At 58.1% G+C, this 18,908-nt stretch carries 22 protein-coding genes and 3 tRNA genes; 14 read left to right on the top strand and 11 right to left on the bottom strand.

Going from position 1 to position 18,908, the window contains the following annotated elements:
- The 4 genes from QWY83_RS04045 (at position 1) to hisH (ending at position 1,499) form a co-directional block, all read left to right on the top strand.
- Positions 1 to 75: transfer RNA gene (locus QWY83_RS04045), tRNA-Gly, on the top strand.
- An 18-nt stretch (positions 76 to 93) separates the two neighbouring features.
- Positions 94 to 168 (top strand) — tRNA-Gly (locus QWY83_RS04040).
- Between the two features lie 105 nt (positions 169 to 273).
- Complete coding sequence (gene hisB, locus QWY83_RS04035) at positions 274 to 861, top strand: imidazoleglycerol-phosphate dehydratase HisB (protein WP_249946477.1); 588 nt, start codon at positions 274 to 276, stop codon at positions 859 to 861.
- Positions 858 to 1,499 carry an imidazole glycerol phosphate synthase subunit HisH gene (gene hisH / locus QWY83_RS04030; RefSeq protein ID WP_249946478.1) on the top strand — a complete coding sequence of 214 codons (642 nt, stop codon included), beginning with the start codon at positions 858 to 860 and terminating at the stop codon, positions 1,497 to 1,499. The genes hisB and hisH overlap by 4 nt, the downstream gene beginning before the upstream one ends.
- Positions 1,500 to 1,529: 30 nt before the next feature.
- Here hisH and QWY83_RS04025 read toward each other — a convergent pair whose 3' ends face one another.
- Positions 1,530 to 1,916: a DUF2147 domain-containing protein gene (locus QWY83_RS04025; protein WP_249946479.1), complete on the bottom strand. Its 387-nt coding sequence runs from the start codon at positions 1,914 to 1,916 to the stop codon at positions 1,530 to 1,532.
- A 133-nt stretch (positions 1,917 to 2,049) separates the two neighbouring features.
- Here QWY83_RS04025 and hisA point away from each other — a divergent pair, with 133 nt between their 5' ends.
- Both hisA and QWY83_RS04015 read left to right on the top strand, forming a co-directional pair.
- Positions 2,050 to 2,772: a 1-(5-phosphoribosyl)-5-[(5-phosphoribosylamino)methylideneamino]imidazole-4-carboxamide isomerase gene (hisA, locus tag QWY83_RS04020; RefSeq protein ID WP_067549480.1), complete on the top strand. Its 723-nt coding sequence runs from the start codon at positions 2,050 to 2,052 to the stop codon at positions 2,770 to 2,772.
- Positions 2,773 to 2,801: 29 nt separating this feature from the next.
- The gene (locus QWY83_RS04015) at positions 2,802 to 3,095 is read left to right on the top strand and encodes a hypothetical protein (protein WP_249946480.1); all 294 of its coding nucleotides are present in this window, start codon (positions 2,802 to 2,804) and stop codon (positions 3,093 to 3,095) included.
- A gap of 52 nt (positions 3,096 to 3,147) precedes the next feature.
- Here the strand turns inward: QWY83_RS04015 and QWY83_RS04010 are convergent, their stop codons facing one another.
- The 4 genes from QWY83_RS04010 to QWY83_RS03995 all read right to left on the bottom strand — a co-directional run bounded on the left by QWY83_RS04010 (position 3,148) and on the right by QWY83_RS03995 (position 7,762).
- A complete protein-coding gene (locus QWY83_RS04010) occupies positions 3,148 to 3,657 on the bottom strand; it encodes an alkylphosphonate utilization protein (RefSeq protein ID WP_249946481.1) in 510 nt (169 codons plus the stop codon).
- Positions 3,658 to 3,797: 140 nt separating this feature from the next.
- Entirely contained in the window at positions 3,798 to 5,690 is a 1,893-nt protein-coding gene (locus tag QWY83_RS04005) for an acyl-CoA synthetase (RefSeq protein WP_249946482.1), read from the bottom strand.
- Positions 5,691 to 5,785: 95 nt separating this feature from the next.
- Positions 5,786 to 7,582: an ABC transporter transmembrane domain-containing protein gene (locus tag QWY83_RS04000; RefSeq protein WP_249946483.1), complete on the bottom strand. Its 1,797-nt coding sequence runs from the start codon at positions 7,580 to 7,582 to the stop codon at positions 5,786 to 5,788.
- A 106-nt stretch (positions 7,583 to 7,688) separates the two neighbouring features.
- Positions 7,689 to 7,762: transfer RNA gene (locus QWY83_RS03995), tRNA-Gly, on the bottom strand.
- Between the two features lie 143 nt (positions 7,763 to 7,905).
- Here QWY83_RS03995 and QWY83_RS03990 point away from each other — a divergent pair.
- Entirely contained in the window at positions 7,906 to 8,301 is a 396-nt protein-coding gene (locus tag QWY83_RS03990; RefSeq protein WP_158664535.1) for a hypothetical protein, read from the top strand.
- On the opposite strand, the gene QWY83_RS03985 is transcribed toward QWY83_RS03990, so the two are convergent.
- The 3 genes from QWY83_RS03985 to QWY83_RS03975 all read right to left on the bottom strand — a co-directional run bounded on the left by QWY83_RS03985 (position 8,302) and on the right by QWY83_RS03975 (position 10,917).
- Complete coding sequence (locus tag QWY83_RS03985) at positions 8,302 to 8,949, bottom strand: SOS response-associated peptidase (RefSeq protein ID WP_245918060.1); 648 nt, start codon at positions 8,947 to 8,949, stop codon at positions 8,302 to 8,304.
- Positions 8,950 to 8,960: 11 nt separating this feature from the next.
- Complete coding sequence (locus QWY83_RS03980) at positions 8,961 to 9,269, bottom strand: DnaJ family domain-containing protein (RefSeq protein WP_105235482.1); 309 nt, start codon at positions 9,267 to 9,269, stop codon at positions 8,961 to 8,963.
- Between the two features lie 85 nt (positions 9,270 to 9,354).
- The gene (locus QWY83_RS03975) at positions 9,355 to 10,917 is read right to left on the bottom strand and encodes a bifunctional metallophosphatase/5'-nucleotidase (RefSeq protein WP_249946484.1); all 1,563 of its coding nucleotides are present in this window, start codon (positions 10,915 to 10,917) and stop codon (positions 9,355 to 9,357) included.
- 169 nt (positions 10,918 to 11,086) lie between these two features.
- Here QWY83_RS03975 and QWY83_RS03970 point away from each other — a divergent pair, with 169 nt between their 5' ends.
- From QWY83_RS03970 to arsC, 3 genes are read left to right on the top strand one after another with little or no spacing between them, the layout of a single operon-like run.
- Entirely contained in the window at positions 11,087 to 11,419 is a 333-nt protein-coding gene (locus QWY83_RS03970) for a DUF952 domain-containing protein (RefSeq protein ID WP_249946485.1), read from the top strand.
- Complete coding sequence (locus QWY83_RS03965) at positions 11,416 to 12,468, top strand: quinone-dependent dihydroorotate dehydrogenase (protein WP_249946486.1); 1,053 nt, start codon at positions 11,416 to 11,418, stop codon at positions 12,466 to 12,468. Before QWY83_RS03970 ends, QWY83_RS03965 begins: the two co-directional genes overlap by 4 nt.
- Positions 12,465 to 12,803, top strand: a complete 339-nt coding sequence (gene arsC / locus QWY83_RS03960) for an arsenate reductase (glutaredoxin) (protein ID WP_249946487.1) — start codon at positions 12,465 to 12,467, stop codon at positions 12,801 to 12,803. Before QWY83_RS03965 ends, arsC begins: the two co-directional genes overlap by 4 nt.
- Here arsC and QWY83_RS03955 read toward each other — a convergent pair.
- From QWY83_RS03955 to QWY83_RS03945, 3 genes are read right to left on the bottom strand one after another with little or no spacing between them, the layout of a single operon-like run.
- Positions 12,800 to 14,098 carry an MATE family efflux transporter gene (locus QWY83_RS03955; protein WP_249946488.1) on the bottom strand — a complete coding sequence of 433 codons (1,299 nt, stop codon included), beginning with the start codon at positions 14,096 to 14,098 and terminating at the stop codon, positions 12,800 to 12,802. The genes arsC and QWY83_RS03955 overlap by 4 nt on opposite strands.
- Positions 14,091 to 14,591, bottom strand: a complete 501-nt coding sequence (locus QWY83_RS03950) for a PaaI family thioesterase (protein ID WP_249946489.1) — start codon at positions 14,589 to 14,591, stop codon at positions 14,091 to 14,093. The genes QWY83_RS03955 and QWY83_RS03950 overlap by 8 nt, the downstream gene beginning before the upstream one ends.
- Positions 14,591 to 15,046 (bottom strand): PaaI family thioesterase, encoded by a 456-nt coding sequence (locus QWY83_RS03945; protein ID WP_105235489.1) that lies wholly within the window; start codon positions 15,044 to 15,046, stop codon positions 14,591 to 14,593. Before QWY83_RS03945 ends, QWY83_RS03950 begins: the two co-directional genes overlap by 1 nt.
- A gap of 136 nt (positions 15,047 to 15,182) precedes the next feature.
- Between QWY83_RS03945 and QWY83_RS03940 the strand changes: the two genes are divergently transcribed.
- The 4 genes from QWY83_RS03940 to QWY83_RS03925 all read left to right on the top strand — a co-directional run bounded on the left by QWY83_RS03940 (position 15,183) and on the right by QWY83_RS03925 (position 18,900).
- Positions 15,183 to 15,551 (top strand): MerR family transcriptional regulator, encoded by a 369-nt coding sequence (locus QWY83_RS03940; protein WP_105235490.1) that lies wholly within the window; start codon positions 15,183 to 15,185, stop codon positions 15,549 to 15,551.
- Between the two features lie 199 nt (positions 15,552 to 15,750).
- Positions 15,751 to 16,170, top strand: coding sequence for a MerR family transcriptional regulator (locus QWY83_RS03935; RefSeq protein WP_290245472.1), 420 nt, complete (start codon positions 15,751 to 15,753; stop codon positions 16,168 to 16,170).
- A gap of 38 nt (positions 16,171 to 16,208) precedes the next feature.
- On the top strand, positions 16,209 to 17,981 hold the full coding sequence (locus QWY83_RS03930) for an acyl-CoA dehydrogenase C-terminal domain-containing protein (RefSeq protein WP_105235492.1): 1,773 nt from the start codon (positions 16,209 to 16,211) through the stop codon (positions 17,979 to 17,981).
- Between the two features lie 286 nt (positions 17,982 to 18,267).
- Positions 18,268 to 18,900: a glutathione S-transferase family protein gene (locus QWY83_RS03925; RefSeq protein WP_249946490.1), complete on the top strand. Its 633-nt coding sequence runs from the start codon at positions 18,268 to 18,270 to the stop codon at positions 18,898 to 18,900.
- The last annotated feature ends 8 nt before the right edge of the window (positions 18,901 to 18,908 follow it).

The following is an 18,908-nucleotide window of genomic DNA, read 5'->3' as shown; positions in this document are numbered from 1 at the left end:
GCGGGCGTAGCTCAGGGGTAGAGCATAACCTTGCCAAGGTTAGGGTCGGGCGTTCGAATCGCCTCGCCCGCTCCAAGTCGGTCCATAACGGAAGCGGGCGTAGCTCAGGGGTAGAGCATAACCTTGCCAAGGTTAGGGTCGGGCGTTCGAATCGCCTCGCCCGCTCCAAAATGGACCACCAAACAGGACGCCCTCGGGCGTCCTTTTGTTTTTCAGTGCTTGGCCTACCCCCTGCCCCGCCGTATAAGGCCCTCGTAAGCGAACGGAGGCCCCATGCGCACCGCAAAGATCTCGAGAAAAACTGCCGAAACGTCGATTGAAGTCGAACTGAACCTCGACGGCAAAGGCACCTATGACAACCAAACTGGCGTTGGGTTCTTTGACCACATGCTCGACCAGTTGTCGCGTCACTCGCTGATCGACATGACCATCCGCGCCAAAGGCGACTACCACATCGACGATCACCACACCGTCGAGGACACAGGCATCGCTATCGGTCAGGCACTGGTTCAGGCACTGGGCGACAAAAAAGGCATCAACCGTTACGGCCACTTTGCGCTGGCGATGGATGACACGCAGGTGCGTGCCGCTCTCGATCTGTCGGGTCGGTCGTTCCTTGTCTGGAACTGCGATTTCCCGTCCCAGAAAATCGGCACCTTTGACACCGAACTCGTTCGCGAATTCTTTCAGGCGCTTGCGCTGCACGGTGGCATCACTCTGCACATTGACCTTGTGCACGGCGTGAACAGCCACCACATCGCAGAGTCTGCGTTCAAAGCGGTCGCAAAATCACTGCGCATGGCTGTAGAGACCGATCCGCGCATGGCAGGTAGCCTTCCGTCGACCAAAGGCGCCCTATGAGCCTGATCGCGCTTGTAGATTACGACAGCGGCAACCTTCACTCGGCTCACAAGGCCTTTGAACGGATGGCGCATGAAGCGGGGCGTGGCACGGTCGTTGTCACCTCCGAACCCGATGTTGTGGCCAAAGCGGATCGCATTGTCCTTCCGGGTGATGGTGCGTTCCCCGCTTGCCGCAAGGCGCTCAGCGATATGGGCGGTCTGGCCGAAGCGATTGTCGAAGCGGTGGAAAAGGACGGCAAACCCTTCCTTGGCATCTGCGTCGGCATGCAGATGCTCGCCACGATTGGTCACGAATACGAAGAAACCGCAGGGTTCGATTGGATCAGCGGCGAGATCGTTAAGATCACCCCAGCGGACGCCACGCTCAAGGTACCGCATATGGGATGGAATGATCTGGTGATCGACACCCCCCACCCCGTGCTCGACGGCATAAAAACGGGCGACCACGCTTATTTCGTGCACTCCTACCACATGAAAGTCAGCGACCCCGCCCAGCGGATCGCCCATGTGGATTACGCAGGCGACATCACCGCGATTGTGGGCCGCGACAACGTGGTCGGAACCCAGTTCCACCCAGAAAAGTCCCAAGCGACAGGGCTACGGCTCATCGCGAACTTCCTGAACTGGAAGCCATGAAAAAGGGCGCCTTGCGGCGCCCTTTCGTTTTTACTGACGCATCCACGTGCCGCCATTGCGGCAGATCATGAGAACGCATCCATTCACCTCAAGCGTATCTCCGCTCAGCACGAGTTTGGAGTTGTAGACCTTATCGCGGTCTGGGGACCAAACCTTACCAGAATAGGTGCCGTCACCGTTCGCAACGGTTTCATAGATGATCTGACGGCCGATGTTCTCGGATGCCATTTCAGCGCCCGCGCTATCAAACGACTTGATCAGGGTTCCGCAGAGTTGCTCACCGCAAGGTGCAACCGAAATCAGGCCAGAGTTGCCGTTATCATCCGCAACCGTGCGCCACGTTCCCTCGAGCGGATCGGCCAGAGCCGCGCCCGTAAATCCCAGTACAGCGATCGCCGCCAGTGCTAGTGTCTTCATGTCTTCCTCCCATGTTCTCGTTGCGATTAGCCTGCTCATCATGACCGATTCCAATCAAGTCTGACGTTGGGTTCGTTGCAATTCTGGCCTCTCCGTGGTTAAGGACAGGCAAACAGACAAACGGGTGCCCGCTATGATCCTCTATCCTGCTATCGACCTCAAAGACGGCAATGCCGTGCGCCTCTACAAAGGTGAAATGGATCAAGCCACGGTATTCAACGAAAACCCCGCTGCACAAGCGCTGGAGTTCGTGAACGCTGGCTGCGAATGGCTGCACCTCGTGGACCTGAACGGCGCCTTCGCGGGCGAACCCGTGAACGCGGCCCCCGTCGAAGAAATCCTCAAACAGTGCAAGGTCCCTGCCCAGCTCGGTGGTGGTATCCGCGATATGGCAACGATCGAACGCTGGTTGGACAAGGGCCTGACCCGAGTGATCCTCGGCACCGTTGCCGTCGAAAACCCTGATTTGGTGCGCGAAGCCTGCAAGGCCTTCCCCGGTCACGTGGCCGTCGGCATCGACGCCCGCAACGGCAAGGTCGCGACCAAAGGCTGGGCCGAAGAAACCAACGTCAATGTCATCGACCTCGCCCGTTCGTTCGAGGACGCAGGCGTGTCGGCTATCATCTACACCGACATCAACCGCGACGGCGCGATGCAAGGCCCGAACGTCGAAGCCACAGCCGAGCTTGCTAACGCTATGTCAATCCCAGTGATCGCCTCTGGCGGCGTGTCCTCGCTCGACGATTTGCGGAACCTAAAAAACTGCGGCGCAGCACTAAACGGCGCAATCTCTGGCCGCGCGCTCTATGACGGCGCGATTGATCTGGGCGAAGCGCTGAAGGTTCTTAAGGGGTGATTGGCACAGCCAACAAAGGCCGCGTCTAAATGCGGTGGCTCTACGGCATATGGATCGCTTTGATCGCCCTGTGCCTGAGCCCTATCGCCGTGCTGACTTGGGTTGGCTGGTTCGCTGACAAACACGGCTGCACCGTCACTGAAAACGCGACATTCCCGTGTATCGTGGACGGTTACGATTGGGGACCGACACTGGCGGGGTGGAGCCTGTCGGGCTGGATGCTGATCGTAACATTGCCGCTGGCCGCCCTACTCACCGCAGGCTTGGTCCTGACAGCGATCATCCACTTTATCCTGCGTAGACGGCGCGACGCAAAGCGCTGAGCGAGCCCACTACCCAAAGGTTGGATATGGGGGGCATTGCCCCCACGATCCCTTACTTCTTTTTGACGAATTGGGTCAGGATCACGATCCGCTGACCTTCAACGCGGCCTTCGATATGGCCTGCGTTATCAGGCACCAGCGAAATGTTCCGCACAGCCGTGCCACGTTTCGCGGTAAAGCCCGCACCTTTCACAGGAAGGTCCTTGATCAAGGTCACCGTGTCGCCGTTCGCCAGAACAGTGCCGTTGCTGTCTTTGTGCACAACGTCGCTGGCCTCAGCAATGCCAGCCTCGGCCCATGCTTGAACCTCAGGATCGAGGTAAACACCGTCGAGCACGTCATTCGCCCATGCCGCATCCAGTGCCTTGAGCACGCGGAAAGCCGCAACCTGCACCGCTGGGGTTTCAGACCAGATCGCGCCGTTCAGGCACTGCCAATGCGGGGCATCGGTCGGGGTGCCAGACAGACCTTCAGCGCAGGTCGCACAGAGCGCAATGGTGTCCTCACGCGGAGAAATTGTGATTTCGGTGGTGTCAGCGGCACCGCAAAACTCGCAAGTCATAATGACATCCTTTTTCTAAAACTTGCGCCGCTTATCTGCCCCTTGTCTGGTCAAGTCTACTATCTAGAACCCGCAAAAACGAAAATGGCAGCGCCGAAGGTTCGACACTGCCATTCTGTTCAATCAACACGTGTCGATCTTTACGCGGCCCACGCCCACGGACGGGTATGAGCACCAAGGCAGGTCGCGACCGCCTCGTCATCAACCTCGCCCGTTCGGGCCAGTTTAGCGACCAAGCCCAGCTTTTTATCCTCGACCACTTCGACCACTTCCGCGGCAAGACCCGCAGCCGCCAAAGCTTCGTTATAGACGCGGGTGATCGCACGTTTCCGCAGATCGGGTTTAAAGATCTTACCAACAGCCGTTTTCGGCAGTTCATCCAATATCTCGAGGTGTTTTGGATGCGCTGCACGTTCGTGGATTTTCTCTTTGGCAAAGGCCATGAGTTCCTCGACCGTCGCCTCTGCGCCGTCGATCAGTTCGACATAGGCGCAAGGCAGTTCGCCCGCGTAGCTGTCAGGCTGACCAATCGCGCCCGCAAAGGCGATTTTCGGGTGACCAGCCAGCGCCTCTTCGATCTCGGCGGGGTCGATGTTGTGACCCGAACGGATGATAAGGTCCTTGGCGCGGCCCGTGATCCACAGATAACCGTCCGCATCAATCCGACCCAAATCGCCCGTCCGCAGGTATTGGGTCGGCCCCAGATCACCTGGATAATAGAGGTCAGCGTTCTTTGCGGCCTCAGTATAGGTCGCACCCATGTTCACACCGGGGCTCGAGAGGCAAATCTCGCCAATCTGATCGGTACCGCACTCCTCATGCGTGACGTGGTCGAAAATCTTCACGTCCGTGTAGGGGAACGGGAAGCCGATAGACCCGATCTTCTTTTCGCCATCGGGCGGGTTGATCGACACGAGGCAGGTCGCCTCGGTCAGACCGTAACCTTCGCAGATGGTGACCTTGGCCGATTGTTCGAACCGTTTATACAGCTCCACTGGCAACGGCGCAGAGCCACAGAAGGCGAGCTGTAGCGACGAGATGTCTGCGTTCACAGGACGCTGCATAAGAGCCGCAATCGCCGTAGGCACGGTGATCATAAACGTGACCTTGTGGCGTTCGATCAGCTTCCAGAAGTTATCGAACACACCGTCGCCACGATAGCCAGCAGGGGTCGGCAGCACATAGTGCGCACCAGAGCCGAGCGACGCACCAAGCGACACAATCGTCGCGAACACGTGGAACAGTGGCAGCGGGCAGATCTGCACGTCTTCGGGTTTGAAGAGCAGTCGATCACCCAGCCACGCGTTGTAGATGATGCCCGAGTATTTGTGCTGCACGATCTTTGGCAGACCCGTCGTACCACCCGTATGGAAATAGGCCGCGACACGGTCACCTGTGCTGTCGGCAAAGGTCAGTTTGTCAGGCTGCTTGGCAACCGACTTGTTGAAATCGATGACTTTCGCGCTGTGCGACACGGGCACCTTCGGGCGGATCAGCGGGATGATCAGCTTTTTCAAGCCGGTCATATAGCGCAGCAAATCCACTTCAACGACGGTCTGCACGTTCGGCGCAAGCTTGACCGCTTCAGCCGCCTTTTGCGCGATGTCGGTCTTTGGGAAGGCCTTCAGCGTCACGAGAACCTTCGCCCCCGTTTCGCGCAGGATACCCCCGATATGTTCGGGATCGAGAAGCGGGTTGATCGGGTTCACGATGCCCGCAATCTGACCGCCCAAATAGGTCAGCACGGTTTCGGTGCTGTTGGGCATCAGATAGGCCACAACATCATTTTCACCGACGCCAAGGCTACGGAACAGGTTCGCCGTGCGGCAGGTTTGGTCATGCAATTCCGACCACGACAGCGTTTCCGCTGGCGCATCAGGATCAGAGAACATTTGGAACGTCACAGCAGGACGGCCACCATGTGCTGTGGTGGTCCGGTGCAACAATTCATACATTGTCTTTGGCTGATTGCGATCTTCCCACGGCTTTTCAGCCATGATCGCGGCACGGTCCGCTAGTGTGGCATAAGTCATGCCGTCTCCTCCCCTTGTGCGCATTGACGCGCGATTAACAGGAAAGATGGGGTATGCCCCCCCATGAACGCAAGTATGACGCTGCGAAAATGCGATTATTCCGCAGCGATACCGTCGGTAAACTGAAGTCGTGCAAGACGCGCGTAGAGCCCACCTTCGGCGACCAATGCGTCATGCGTGCCCACGGCGACGATCTGACCGTCCTCGAACACCACAATGCGGTCGGCCTTTTTCACAGTCGCCAAACGGTGCGCGATAATCAGCGTGGTGCGGGTGCTGGCCAGTTCATCGACCGCAGCCTGAACCAGACGTTCGCTTTCGGCATCTAGCGCCGATGTCGCCTCATCCAACAGAAGGATCGGCGCGTCACGCAGGATCGCGCGTGCAATCGCGATGCGCTGCTTTTGACCGCCAGACAGCATCACACCGCGTTCACCGACATAGGTGTCGTAGCCTTCAGGCAATGCAGTCAGGAAATCATGCGCAGCGGCAGCTTTGGCAGCGGCCTCAACTTCGGCATCTGTTGCCGACGGACGACCAAAGCGGATATTTTCGCGGGCTGTATCGGCAAAGATTACCGCGTCTTGCGGAACCAGAGCGATTTGCTGACGGAAGTCAGCACGGGTCATGTTCCGCAGGTCAACGCCATCCAATTTAATCGCGCCACTGTTCGGGTCATAGAACCGCAAGAGCAGTTGAATAATCGTCGACTTACCCGCCCCAGACGGACCAACCAATGCCACGGTTTCACCCGGCGCCACATCAAGGCTGATGGCATTAAGCGCAGGCGCATTTGGGCGGGACGGATAGAAGAACGTCACATCCTCGAACGAGATCTGGCCCTTCTCCATCTTCGGCGTGGCCACAGCCTGCGCTGGATCGGTCACGCTATCGTTCGCATTCAGAAGTTCGATCAAACGTTCGGTCGCACCGGCGGCACGCTGCAGTTCGCCCCAAATCTCGGTCAAGGCACCAACGGCACCTGCGACCATAACGGCGTAGATCACGAACTGAACCAGTTCGCCGACCGACATCTGGTCTGCACCAACGTCACGGGCCCCGATCCACAAGACGCCAACAACGCCCGAAAAGATCAGGAAAATAACGATCATCGTCATCATCGCACGGGTCAGAATACGGCGCTTTGCACTGGCAAAGCTCTGCTCTGTCACCTTGCGGAATTTCTCGCGGGTACGGTCCTCTTGGGTGAAGGCCTGAACGGTCTGCACCGACAACAGCGCCTCGGATGCGGAACCAGACGAATTGGCGATCCAGTCTTGGTTTTCACGACCCAACTGGCGCAACCGGCGGCCCAGAACAACGATCGGCACGATGACGGCGGGTACGATCAGCAACACCAAACCTGTAAGTTTTGCCGATGTCATCATCAACAAAACCATGCCACCAACGAATACAAACACGTTGCGCAGCGCGACAGATACCGACGACCCAATGACAGACAGGATCAAGGTGGTGTCCGTCGTGATGCGGCTCAGCACCTCACCCGTCATGATGTTTTCGTAGAACGACGGGCTCATGCCGACCATGCGGTCGAACACGGCTTCGCGGATGTCAGCCACCACACGTTCGCCCAAACGGGTCACGAGGTAATAGCGCACGGCGGTGCCCATCGCCAAAAGCGCAACGATGATTAGGGCCGCGCCGAAATATTGGTTCAACAGGGGCGATGTGCCCCCTTCAAAGTTGTCGACCACACGGCGCACAGCCAAAGGCAGGATCAGCGAAATCATCGCCGTGACCGACAGCGCCACAAAGGCCGCAAGGACCATCAGACGGTATGGCCGAATAAAAGGCCACAGCCCACCAAGAGCCGAAACACGTTTGGATCGGGCGCGGTCTTGTCCCGCGACGTCAATTGGTGCCTTTGCCATGAATCCTCGCCTTCAAAGTCGTTGTCGGGTTGATACTGACCACGACGCGCAATCACAAGCACAGGGTTGCCGCATACGACGATAAGGACCGAAACTGAGGGGATTTTGGAGCGGGTGACGGGAATCGAACCCGTGTCATCAGCTTGGAAGGCTGAGGTCTTACCATTACACAACACCCGCGTTCAGAACCATATAGTCCAGCCTTTAGGGGAAGTTCAAGACGCAGTTTTCAGCCTTTTTCGCGCCTTATTTCTGCCGAATTACCTACCTAATCGTATATGCGATGCTCCGAATGGGAGCGTATTTCATTTATGGAGGCGATGATGCTTCGCATTGCTATGCTCGCGTCTGTGGCGGTTCTCTCGACGGCTACGATGCTCAATGCCGATAGTGAACAAACCTATCAAACCGTGGTGATCACCGATTTCGGGTTCTTCCCGCTCACCACTTACGTTGATCCAGGCGAGATTGTTCAATTCAATAACCAAGCCGACAACGCCCGCGTGATCAGCGCGATCCCGTTTGAGGACAGCCAAATCGTTCAATGGACCAGCCCTTCGCTGGAAAAAGGTGAAACCTTCCTCATTCAAGTGAACGCAGACACCGTGCTCGAATTCACGTCGTCGCTTGCCGAAGAAGAACAGCACGGCGCGTTCAGCTTTGATGAACCCCCGATCGAAGAAGCACCGGACACCACCACGTCCAGCGGCAACAACTGATCATTCGTCCTCGATCAGTGGCTCGATCAGGTCTGGTCCTGTCGCACGATTCGAATTGACGGCTTTGGACACCCGCCGAAGGGAGAGGACCCCTTCTTTGGCGGGTGTCATCAATTTTGCGGCCCCATGTCCCGCTTCACCCAACCACAGCGCCCAGTCATCAGGCGGCAGGATCAATGGCAATCGGTGATGGATCGGCGCCATATCCGCATTGGCGTCGGTGGTGACAATCGCGCAGGTCGCCTGATCGCCCCACGTTTGCCAAATCCCCCCAAACACCATCGGCGCGCCATCAGTACGCGTCACCCAGTAAGGCAACGGCGTGTCACCATCGCGGTGCCATTCGTAAAACCCATCCGCCGCAATCAGGCAGCGCCTTTGACGGCAAGCTTCGCGAAACGCAGGCTTTTCCGCGATGGTTTCGGCACGGGCATTTATCAACAGCGGGCCGCCGTTCGGTTTGTCATACCACGACGGAATGAACCCCCAGCGCATTGGCCGCAAATGCCGAACGTTATCGTGGCTGGTCACAGCCGCGATGGTGGTTGTCGGACAAACGTTCCAGTTCGGTTCATCCGCTGGCAAAGTGTTGGACTTTGCCGCAGAGAACATCTGCGCCATCGCATCATGAGGCAGCGTGATCGCCATGCGCCCACACATCAGCGGGCAAAGGCCTTGCGCGACAGATCAATCCGCGCTTCTAGCATCGACATATCTTTGAGCAGTTGATGCCGCCGCGTGCGGTCCGACTCTTCAGCCAACTCTTCGCGAAGTTTTCGCAGCTCGCGGCCCAAGGTGACGAACTCTGGCACAGCGCCGTTTTCGCGGATCACCCGATTGATCAGCGCGTTTTCAGGATCATCACAGGGCGGCAACGGCTTTCCCGCGCCTTCGAGGTTATCAAAGGCACCGTCTTTTTCCGCTTCGGCAATGCGGGCGTTGATCAGGTCGAGCAAGGGATGATCCATACCAGCAGTGTGCCACCCTCCCCCGCAAACGAAAAGCCCCCACCGCATCCGGCAGGGGCCAAGTGTTTAGACAGTGGGGCCAGGATTATTCGCCAACAACTGTGATACGACCGTCAGTGTATGGGGTGAACGGCGATTGCGCGGCCAAGTATTCCGCCAGAACATCCGCAAGGTCAGGGCCAAAGTCATAGACGTTTGCCGCATTGACAAACATGCCATAGCCGTCGCCACCGTTGCGCACGTAGTTGTTCGACACAACGCCATAGGTCGCCGACACGTCAATCGGTGCGCCGCCAACCATGACGTCCGACACACGGTCGCCCGCCGGTTTCGACGGATCAACGGTAAAGCTCATGCCTGCAACCTGAGGGAAACGACCAGCACCTTCTTCCCACTGGCTCACCCCATTTTCCAACGCTGCAATCACAAAGTCGCCTGTGACTTGGAATGTCGAAAGCGTGTTCTGGAACGGCAGGACGGTCAGCACTTCGCCCATGGTGACAGGACCAGCATCGATCGAGGCACGAATACCGCCGCCGTTCTGGATCGCGATCTGAATGCCCTGATCCGCAACACGTGACAGCATCGCGTCCGCGATCAACGACCCCATCGCACATTCGCGGGCGCGGCAATCTTCACGCACGCCAACGATTTCCTCTGCAGTCTCGGCGACGACACGGTTGCGCACTTCTTCGAGCGGAGCCGCCAGTTCGCCGATACGCGCAACGACCGCTGCATCTTCTGCAACTTCGCCATTGATCAAGATCGGCTGACCCGAAGCCTCGGTCAGGTTGCCGTCGTCGTCAAAGGTGACGTTCAGCTCGCCAAGGAACTTGCCGTAAGCATAGGCCGACACAATCGCGGTGTTGTTCACCATGGTCGGATATGGACCTTCGGCTTTGTCCATGTCACCCAAAAGGGTGTTCGAGTGACCACCAACGATCACATCAACGCCTGTAGTTTCAGCCGCAACCCGTTGGTCCACCGAATAGCCAGAGTGGGACAGAACGATGATCTTGTTCACGCCCTCAGCGGTCAGTTTATCAACCTCGCCCTGAACCGCATCCACGGGATCGGTAAAGATCACGTTCGGACCGGGGCTTGCGAGTTCGTCCGTGTCATGCGGTGTCAAACCGATCAGGCCGATCTTTTCGCCACCACGTTCGATCACGGTCGACTTCAGCAGTTTGTCCGACAGCAGCGCCTCGCCCGAGAAATCGGCGTTCGACATCAGCACGGGGAATTCAACGCTATCCATAAATCCGCGCAGAACTTCGGGGCCGTCGTCGAATTCGTGGTTACCAACGGTCATACCGTCGTAGCCCAAGAGGTTCATGAACTCCGCCGCCATCGCACCCTTATAGAAGGTGTAGAACAGCGTGCCTTGGAACTGGTCGCCGCCATCAACAAGGATCGAGTTGTTCGACCGTGCGCGAGCCTCTGCCACCGCTGTGACTAGACGCGCGGTGCCGCCGAAACAATCACCCGCGGTGTTGTCCTCTGCAGAGCAGGTCGAATCGTATTTGCTGATCGGTTCAAAGCGAGCGTGGAAATCGTTCGTGTGCAAAATGGTCAGCGAATAATCCGCCATTGCTGCGCCGGCAGACAGCGCAAGAGCACAAGACGATGCTAGAATACGTGTAATCATTGGGATCCCCCTGGTTGATATTCGATCAGCTTGGGCAGAACTGACTATTGAGTCAAATATTGCCTGCATCCTTTCGACCTATTCCCGCCACGTAACAGGCTGGTGTCAGAGGCCTGCCCGAAATTGATGCACTCTTGACCAAATCGAGGGACAAAGGCATCACCGCGCCATGCTGATCTACAAAATCTTCCGCGCCCCAGAGTGGGCAGAGCTGCAGGCCAAGGGTGAAACCCTCGGTGCGCCGATCGACGTGATCGACGGCTATGTGCATTTTTCCACCGCTGAACAGGCCCAAGAAACCGCCGCGAAACACTTCGCTGGTGAGGATGGTCTGGTCCTCCTCGCGCTTGAGGCTGACAGCCTCGATCCGCTGGTCTGGGAACCCTCGCGCGGTGGTCAGTTGTTCCCGCATCTCTACCGCCCTCTGCGGATGACCGATATTTTGTGGGACAAGCCTTTGCCGATTGTTGACGGCGCACATCAGTTTCCGGAGCTCGCATGACCCTGCTTGAACAAATCGGGATGCGCGTCCTGCGCTCCACCGACCCCGAAGTGGCGCATGGCCTCGCTCTGAAATCGCTGAACCTCGGCCTCGGCCCCAAGGCTGGCCCGTTCACCACGCCGCGCCTTGCCACCACAGTTGCGGGCATGTCCCTGCCAAACCCTGTTGGTCTGGCCGCTGGTTTCGACAAAAACGCGACCGCGCTGCACGCTTTGGCGAAATGCGGGTTCGGCTTTGTTGAGGTCGGCGCGATCACGCCACGCCCACAGCCTGGCAACCCGAAACCGCGCCTCTTCCGCCTCACCGAGGATCAAGCCGCGATCAACCGCTTTGGTTTCAACAACGAAGGCATGGAGGCCGCTGCGACCCGCCTCGCTGCTCGTCCGCGTGGGGGCATCATTGGCCTCAACCTCGGCGCCAACAAAGACAGCGAAGACCGCGCGGCAGATTTCGCCCGCGTTCTGGCCCGCTGTGGTGCCCATCTCGATTTCGCAACGGTCAACGTATCCAGCCCGAACACCGAAAAGCTGCGTGATTTGCAAGGCAAGGACGCGCTCGCAGCACTCTTGGCTGGTGTGATTGAGACGAACGCTGGTCTGGCAAAACCGCTACCCATCTTCCTCAAGATCGCACCGGATCTGACCCACGAAGAACTCGACGACGTGGCCGAAGTTGCCAATGCCTCTGGCATCGCGGGGATCATCGCGACGAACACAACGCTATCGCGGGATGGTCTGCGCAGCGTTCACAAGGACGAAAAAGGTGGCCTTTCGGGGCAACCCGTCTTTGAAAAATCAACCCGCCTACTGGCGCGTCTGTCTGGACTGACCACCATTCCGATCATCGGTGTCGGTGGTGTCGGCAGCGCTGAACAAGCCTACCAGAAAATCCGCGCTGGCGCGTCTGCTGTGCAGCTTTACACCGCGCTCGTCTACGGCGGCATCAGCCTCGCGGATGACATCGCGCGTGGTCTGGACGCACTGCTGGCCCGCGACGGCTTTGCCAATGTTGCGGAGGCTGTTGGCACTGGACGGGGCGACTGGACATGATCACCATCTGGCACAATCCCCGCTGCAGCAAGAGCCGCGAGACGCTCGCTCTTTTGACCGACAAAGGGATCGCGCCAGAGGTTCGCCTCTACCTAGATGATGTGCCGACGGCGGATGAACTGCGGTCGGCCCTCGCCACCTTGGGCCTGACGGCGGGTGAATTGGTGCGGCGCAAAGAGGCGCTATTCAAGGACCTCGACCTCGCTAATGCCAGCGACGATCAACTGATCGATGCGATGGTTGCCAATCCCAAACTGATCGAACGCCCTATCGTGTTTGCCAATGGTCGTGCAGCACTTGGCCGTCCGCCTGAAAACGTGCTTGCAATCCTTTAGCGCGCTGCTCTTTCCAGCGCGGGGTAGCGGAGCGCAAGCGTCAGCCCACGAGCGCAATAGCTCACCATCATCGCCATCCAGAGCCCGTGATTGCCAAAAACGGGCATCAGCGTCAGTGCGGCGACCAGATAGAACCCGAGCGACAGGATACTCATGTTGCGCATGTCGCGGCTGCGAGTTGCCCCGATGAAAATCCCGTCGAACATGAACGCAGGCAGGCCAAGGATCGGCGCAACCGCCATATAGGGCAGGTAAATCCGCGCTTCCTCGCGTACATCAGGCGCGGTGGTCAAAATATCGATGATCGTGCCACCGCCCAACCAGAACCCTGCCGCCATCAGTACCGACGCCCCCAGCCCCCACGCTGAACTGCGCAACGCGGCCTGACGTAGCTCTGTCGGATCGCGCCGCCCAAAGGCCTTGCCCACCAACGTTTCCGCAGCAAAAGCGAACCCGTCCAAGGCAAACGCCGTGACGGAGGTGAACTGCAACAGCACTTGGTTCGCCGCCAATGGCACGTCGCCGAAACCAGCGCCCCAAAAGATGAACAACACAAAAACCGCGAGCAGTCCCAGCGAACGGATCAGAATATCGGTGTTCACCGCCGCCATATTCTTTAGCCGCGCGGGATCGAGGATCGCAGGCCAACCGACCTTTGTCCGCAGTGCATCACGGCAGAGCCATAAGCCCAGCGCCAACCCCAGCCATTCCGCGATAAAGGTCGCACCCGCAACGCCAGCCACACCCCAACCGAGGCCAAGCACAAACAGAACATCGAGCAGGATATTCGCCCCGTTCATCACGATCTGAAGGAGGAGAACCGCCCGCGTCCGCTCTGCCGCGATCAGCCAACCGTTCACCGCATAGAGCGCAATCGCCGCAGGGGCCGACCACACACGCACCGACATATAGTCATGAGCCAGCGCCTCTACGCCGACACTCCCCGGTGAAAGGTAGAGCGAAAGCGCGAAGATAGGCATTTGCAGCAGAATAATGAACGCCCCAAATCCACCACCCAGCAGTAGCCCGCGAAAGAGCAGCGCCGAAACCTCGCCGGTGTGCCCTGCCCCGATGGCTTGGCTCGTGAGGCCCGTGGTCCCCATCCGCAGAAACCCGAACACCCAGTAGATAGAGGTGAGGATCATCGCACCGATGGCCACGGCACCGATAGGCTCTGCCGCGCCCAATTGACCGACCACGCCCGTATCCACCAACCCCAGCAAAGGGACCGTCACATTGGCGAGGACGATAGGAACAGCGATCTTGAGGATGCGCCGATGGCTCAGGTCAGCCATTTCTGGACGGCATAAGGAAATGTCCTGTGGCCTGCGCAAAGAGACGCGACCGATTGTCCTGCCAGCCTTCGACATGAACGCTCGCATAGCGACGGCCCGACCTGTTGATCGTCGCCCGTGCATAGGCATCGCGCGGCAGACCAGATCGCAGGTAATCCACGGTGAAATCAATGGTCTTTGGCAAACGGATCGGCGCATCGCCCAGTTGGAAATCTGGGGCAGAGCCACTTTCCATCTCTTGCCACATCATCCCCCACGCCAATTCAATCAGCGCCGTGGTTTCGAGGAATGCAGCCGTCACGCCGCCGTGGATCGCGGGCAACATCGGGTTGCCGATCAGTTTGTCGTCAAACGGCAAAATGGCAGTCAATTCATCGCCACGACGGTCAAACTGGATGCCGAGGAACTGAATATAAGGCACGCCACTGACCAGCTTTTCCAAGGCCGCATCGCGGCGCTGTTTGATCACCTGAACGGGTTCTGGTTTGCGCATCACTTGCCCCCCTTACTGCCGTCGACCGTAAAGGCCCCTGTCGCCGTGGCCACAGGCCGCGCTGTGTCCTCATCCGTCGCGGTCGCGCGAACAAAGGCCACGCTGCGGGTCACGTGATAGCATTCCGCCGTGGCTGTGATCTTTTGACCGGGGGTGGCGGGGCGCATGTAATCAATCCGCAAATCCAAGGTCGCCGTCCCACCCGCACAGGAGGGATGGCTCATCACAGCCGCCCCGCCGCAGGTGTCCATCAGTGCGGACACCGCACCACCGTGGATCACGCCCGTTTCGGGGTCGCCAATGAACCGCGTGTCATAATCCATCTCAATCGTCGCCATCCCATCCCCGATAGCTGTCATCCGCATCCCCAGTGCCTTTGCGTGTGGCAGGGTCGCGATGAACTGGTCGGCAAGCCGTGCCTTGCGTTCTTGATGGTCTTGCGGTGCGTCAGTCATGAGCATTCCTTTCGGTTGCTCTATTGGTTCACGATCCAGAGCAAACGCGCAAGACTTGGTCTTAGATTTACCGTCGCGTCAGGAGCGGTTGCCCATCGTTTTTTTTCGCCCTAGTGTAGCCACGAGGGAGAGATAGATGCCGGATACACGTCTGACATTCAAAGAAATGTGCGCGAAGTTCGATGTGACGCCGCGGACCCTACGCTATTACGAGTATATCGAACTCATCTCCCCTGTTCGCGAAGGTCGGTCACGGTTCTACGGGGCCCGCGAAATCGCCCGAATGACGCTGATCCTACGTGGCCGCCGCTTTGGTTTTGCGCTCGAAGACATCCGTCAGTGGCTGTTGATCTACGAAAAAGAAGGCACTGACGCGCAGATGCGCCGCTGGGTCGAAATGGCGAATGGTCAGCTCGCTGAATTGGCAGAGCAAAAGATCCAGCTCGAACAGACCATCGCAGAGTTGGAATCACTCCGCGACGACACGCTGGCCTCGCTCGGCTAAGCCACCCCAAATTGAAAATTCGCGTTTCGCGTGTGGAAATTGATTTTCTGCACGCTCACATTATTTCGCCTTACGTAACGACAGCTTTAATGACCTTTCGTCATACTGAAAAATGACGCAGCGTTTCGTTTACGTTCTGGTAAACTTGGCTTGTATGGTGAAACTGTCTTTGCAGATTGCGCTACCATCACTTCAACGCATGAGTGAGACGAACATGAACGAAACGAACAACCAGACCATGACCATCCGCGAGATGTGCGACGCCTACGACGTAACACCTCGCACTTTGCGGTTCTACGAGGCCAAAGAGCTGTTGTTTCCGATCCGTGACGGGCAAAAGCGCCTGTTTACCAAACGCGATCGGGCTCGCTTGAAACTGATCCTGCGCGGTAAGCGCTTCGGTTTCTCGCTGGAAGAAATCCGGCAGCTCCTCGACCTCTACGAACTGGACGACCAGCAAGAAACCCAGCTGGTAAAGACCTACGAAGTGGCCAAACAACATCTGGCCGAGATGGAACAACAAAAGGCCGAGTTGGAAACCGCCATCGACGATCTCCGACAGCAGATCGAATGGGGTCGCCAACATCTGGCGAAATTACGCGCGGAACGGGCGGCTTAAGGCGCCCTTCCCACACCACCGGAGGAGAAGACCGCACAATGCCCAGCTACACCGCCCCCATCAAAGATATCCAATTCGTGCTGCACGACCTGTTGAAGGTTTCGGAACAAGATATCGCCGGATACGACGAGCTGGACCGCGATTTCACTTCTGCCGTGCTCGAAGAAGCTGGCAAAATCGCGTCGGAAGTTTTGGCCCCGCTGAACGCGGTTGGCGACACCGAAGGCTGCACCTATGAAAACGGTGTCGTCCGCACGCCGACTGGGTTCAAAGCGGCCTTTGACCAAATGAAAGAAGGCGGTTGGACCGCGCTCGACTGTGACCCCGAATACGGCGGTCAGGGTCTGCCTTACGTGTTCAACACCGCCGTGATGGAACCCTTCGTTTCGGCCAACATGGCCTTTAACATGTATCAGGGCCTCACCCACGGCGCATACTCTGCCATCCACGCTCACGCCTCGGACGACCTAAAGGCGAAATTCCTGCCCAAGATGGTCACCTGTGACTGGACTGGCACGATGAACCTGACCGAACCACATTGCGGCACCGATCTGGGCCTCATGCGGACCAAGGCAGAGCCGCAGGACGACGGCAGCTACAAAATTACTGGTCAAAAGATCTTTATCTCGGCAGGCGACCACGACCTGTCAGAGAACGTCATCCACCTCGTTCTGGCAAAAATCGTTGGCGGTCCCGAAGGCATCAAAGGCGTCTCGCTCTTTATCGTGCCGAAAATCATGGTGAATGATGATGGCTCGCTCGGCGACCGCAACGCGGTCTCGGTCGGTAAGATCGAAGAGAAAATGGGCATCCACGGCAACGCCACCTGCGTGATGAACTACGACGGCGCGACAGGCTATTTGGTGGGTGAGGCGCACAAAGGCATGCGCGCCATGTTCACCATGATGAACGAGGCACGTTTGGGTGTTGGCCTTCAGGGCTATGCCCAGTCCGAGGCCGCCTACCAAAACGCCGTCGCCTATGCCAAAGACCGCCTGCAGGGCCGCGCCGTCACGGGCGCCGAGAACCCCAACGGTCCAGCCGACCCGCTGATCGTGCACCCAGATATCCGCCGCAATCTGATGGACCAAAAGTCCTTTACCGAAGGCGCGCGGGCATTGACCTACTGGGGCGCAAACCTGATCGACCGTGCGCACCGCTCTGGTGATGCAGCGGCCGACGGCCTCGTGTCCCTGCTGACCCCTGTGATTAAGGGCTTCCAGACCGACAAAGGCTTTGAAATGGCCGTGCAGGCCCAACAGGTTTACGGCGGTCATGGCTATATCGAAGAATGGGGCATGTCCCAGTTCGCCCGCGATGCGCGGATTGCCATGATCTATGAGGGTGCGAACGGCATCCAAGCGCTCGACCTCGTTGGCCGCAAATTGGCCCAAGACGGCGGCAAACACGTCATGGCCTTCTTTGAGATGGTCAAGGCAGAGTGCAAGTCCCACACCGATGAGCGGATGCAACCCTTTGTCGAGGCCCTGAAAAACGCATCAAAACAGATGCAAGCGGCGGGCATGTATTTCATGCAAAACGGCATGAAAAACCCCAACAACGCGCTCTCTGGTTCCTATGACTTCATGCACCTCATGGGCCATGTCTGCCTCGGCCTGATGTGGACCCGTATGGCGGCAGCGTCTTACACCGCGCTCGACAACGGCGCCTCTGACACCGCGTTCTACGAAGGCAAAATCGCAACGGGCAAATACTACATGGCACGTCAACTGCCCGCCTGTGCGATGCACCTAGCCCGCATTGAAACGGGTGCAGAGACTGTCATGGATTTGTCAGCAGAGCAGTTCTAGAGTTTGGCATGTTACCGCCCTGCCCCGCGGTCGGGGCCTCCGGCGGGAGTTGTTACGGCAAGGTGAAACGAAAGTTCCACCCTGCCCGCGACATTCTCTCGGAGGACGCGGAACAGGGCTTCACCTTGCAGGGCCCTGGGTTCTCCAACCTGTACCTTGGGGTCTGAATAAGAGGGTGGCGTTAAAAAAGGATAAAGGTGGCCAGTTCACCTTGCTGCAACAACTCTCCGGGGGTCCGGGGGTGGAAAACCCCCGGCGCTCACGGCGACCTGAGGAGGATGAGACAGTGACCAAACAACTTTATTGTTTTGGGGAGAGCGGCCATTCGTACAAAGTGGCGCTGGCCCTGACCTTGGCCGAGGTCGATTGGGACCCCATTTTTGTTGATTTCTTCGCAGGTGGGTCGCGCAGCCCAGAGTTCCGCGCCGTGAACGAAATGGGCGAATGCCCCGTTTATGTGGATGACGATCTGGTGCTGACCCAATCGGGCGCGATTTTGGATCACCTCTCAAAAGTGACAGGCAAATTCGGTGGCGCGAACGACCGCGAGGCCTCTGAAATTCTGCGGTGGGTTTTGTGGGACAACCACAAATTCTCGTCCCAAGCGGGGATGCTGCGGTTCCTGATGAATTTCCTACCCGAGGACAAACGCCCGCAAGAGGTCATCGCTTTTGTCAGCGGTCGACTAAAGGCGGCTTTCGCAACGCTAGAGGCGCACCTTGAGGGACGTGATTGGATCGTGGGCGACACGATCACCAATGCTGATCTGTCCTGCTGTGCTTACCTTTATTACCCCGAACCCTTTGGGTTCGAGCGCAAGGATTATCCCAATATCGACCGTTGGCTCGACCGCATTGCGGCTCTGCCCGGTTGGAAACACCCATACGATTTGATGCGCCGCGCATTTCCTGCGGCCTGAGGAGGACT

It is taken from the genome of Marivivens donghaensis (assembly GCF_030410045.1).
GTDB classification, from domain to species: Bacteria; Pseudomonadota; Alphaproteobacteria; order Rhodobacterales; family Rhodobacteraceae; genus Marivivens; species Marivivens donghaensis.
The sequence above is the reverse complement of the archived record's forward strand: the minus strand, read 5'-3'. Positions and strand labels throughout refer to the sequence as shown.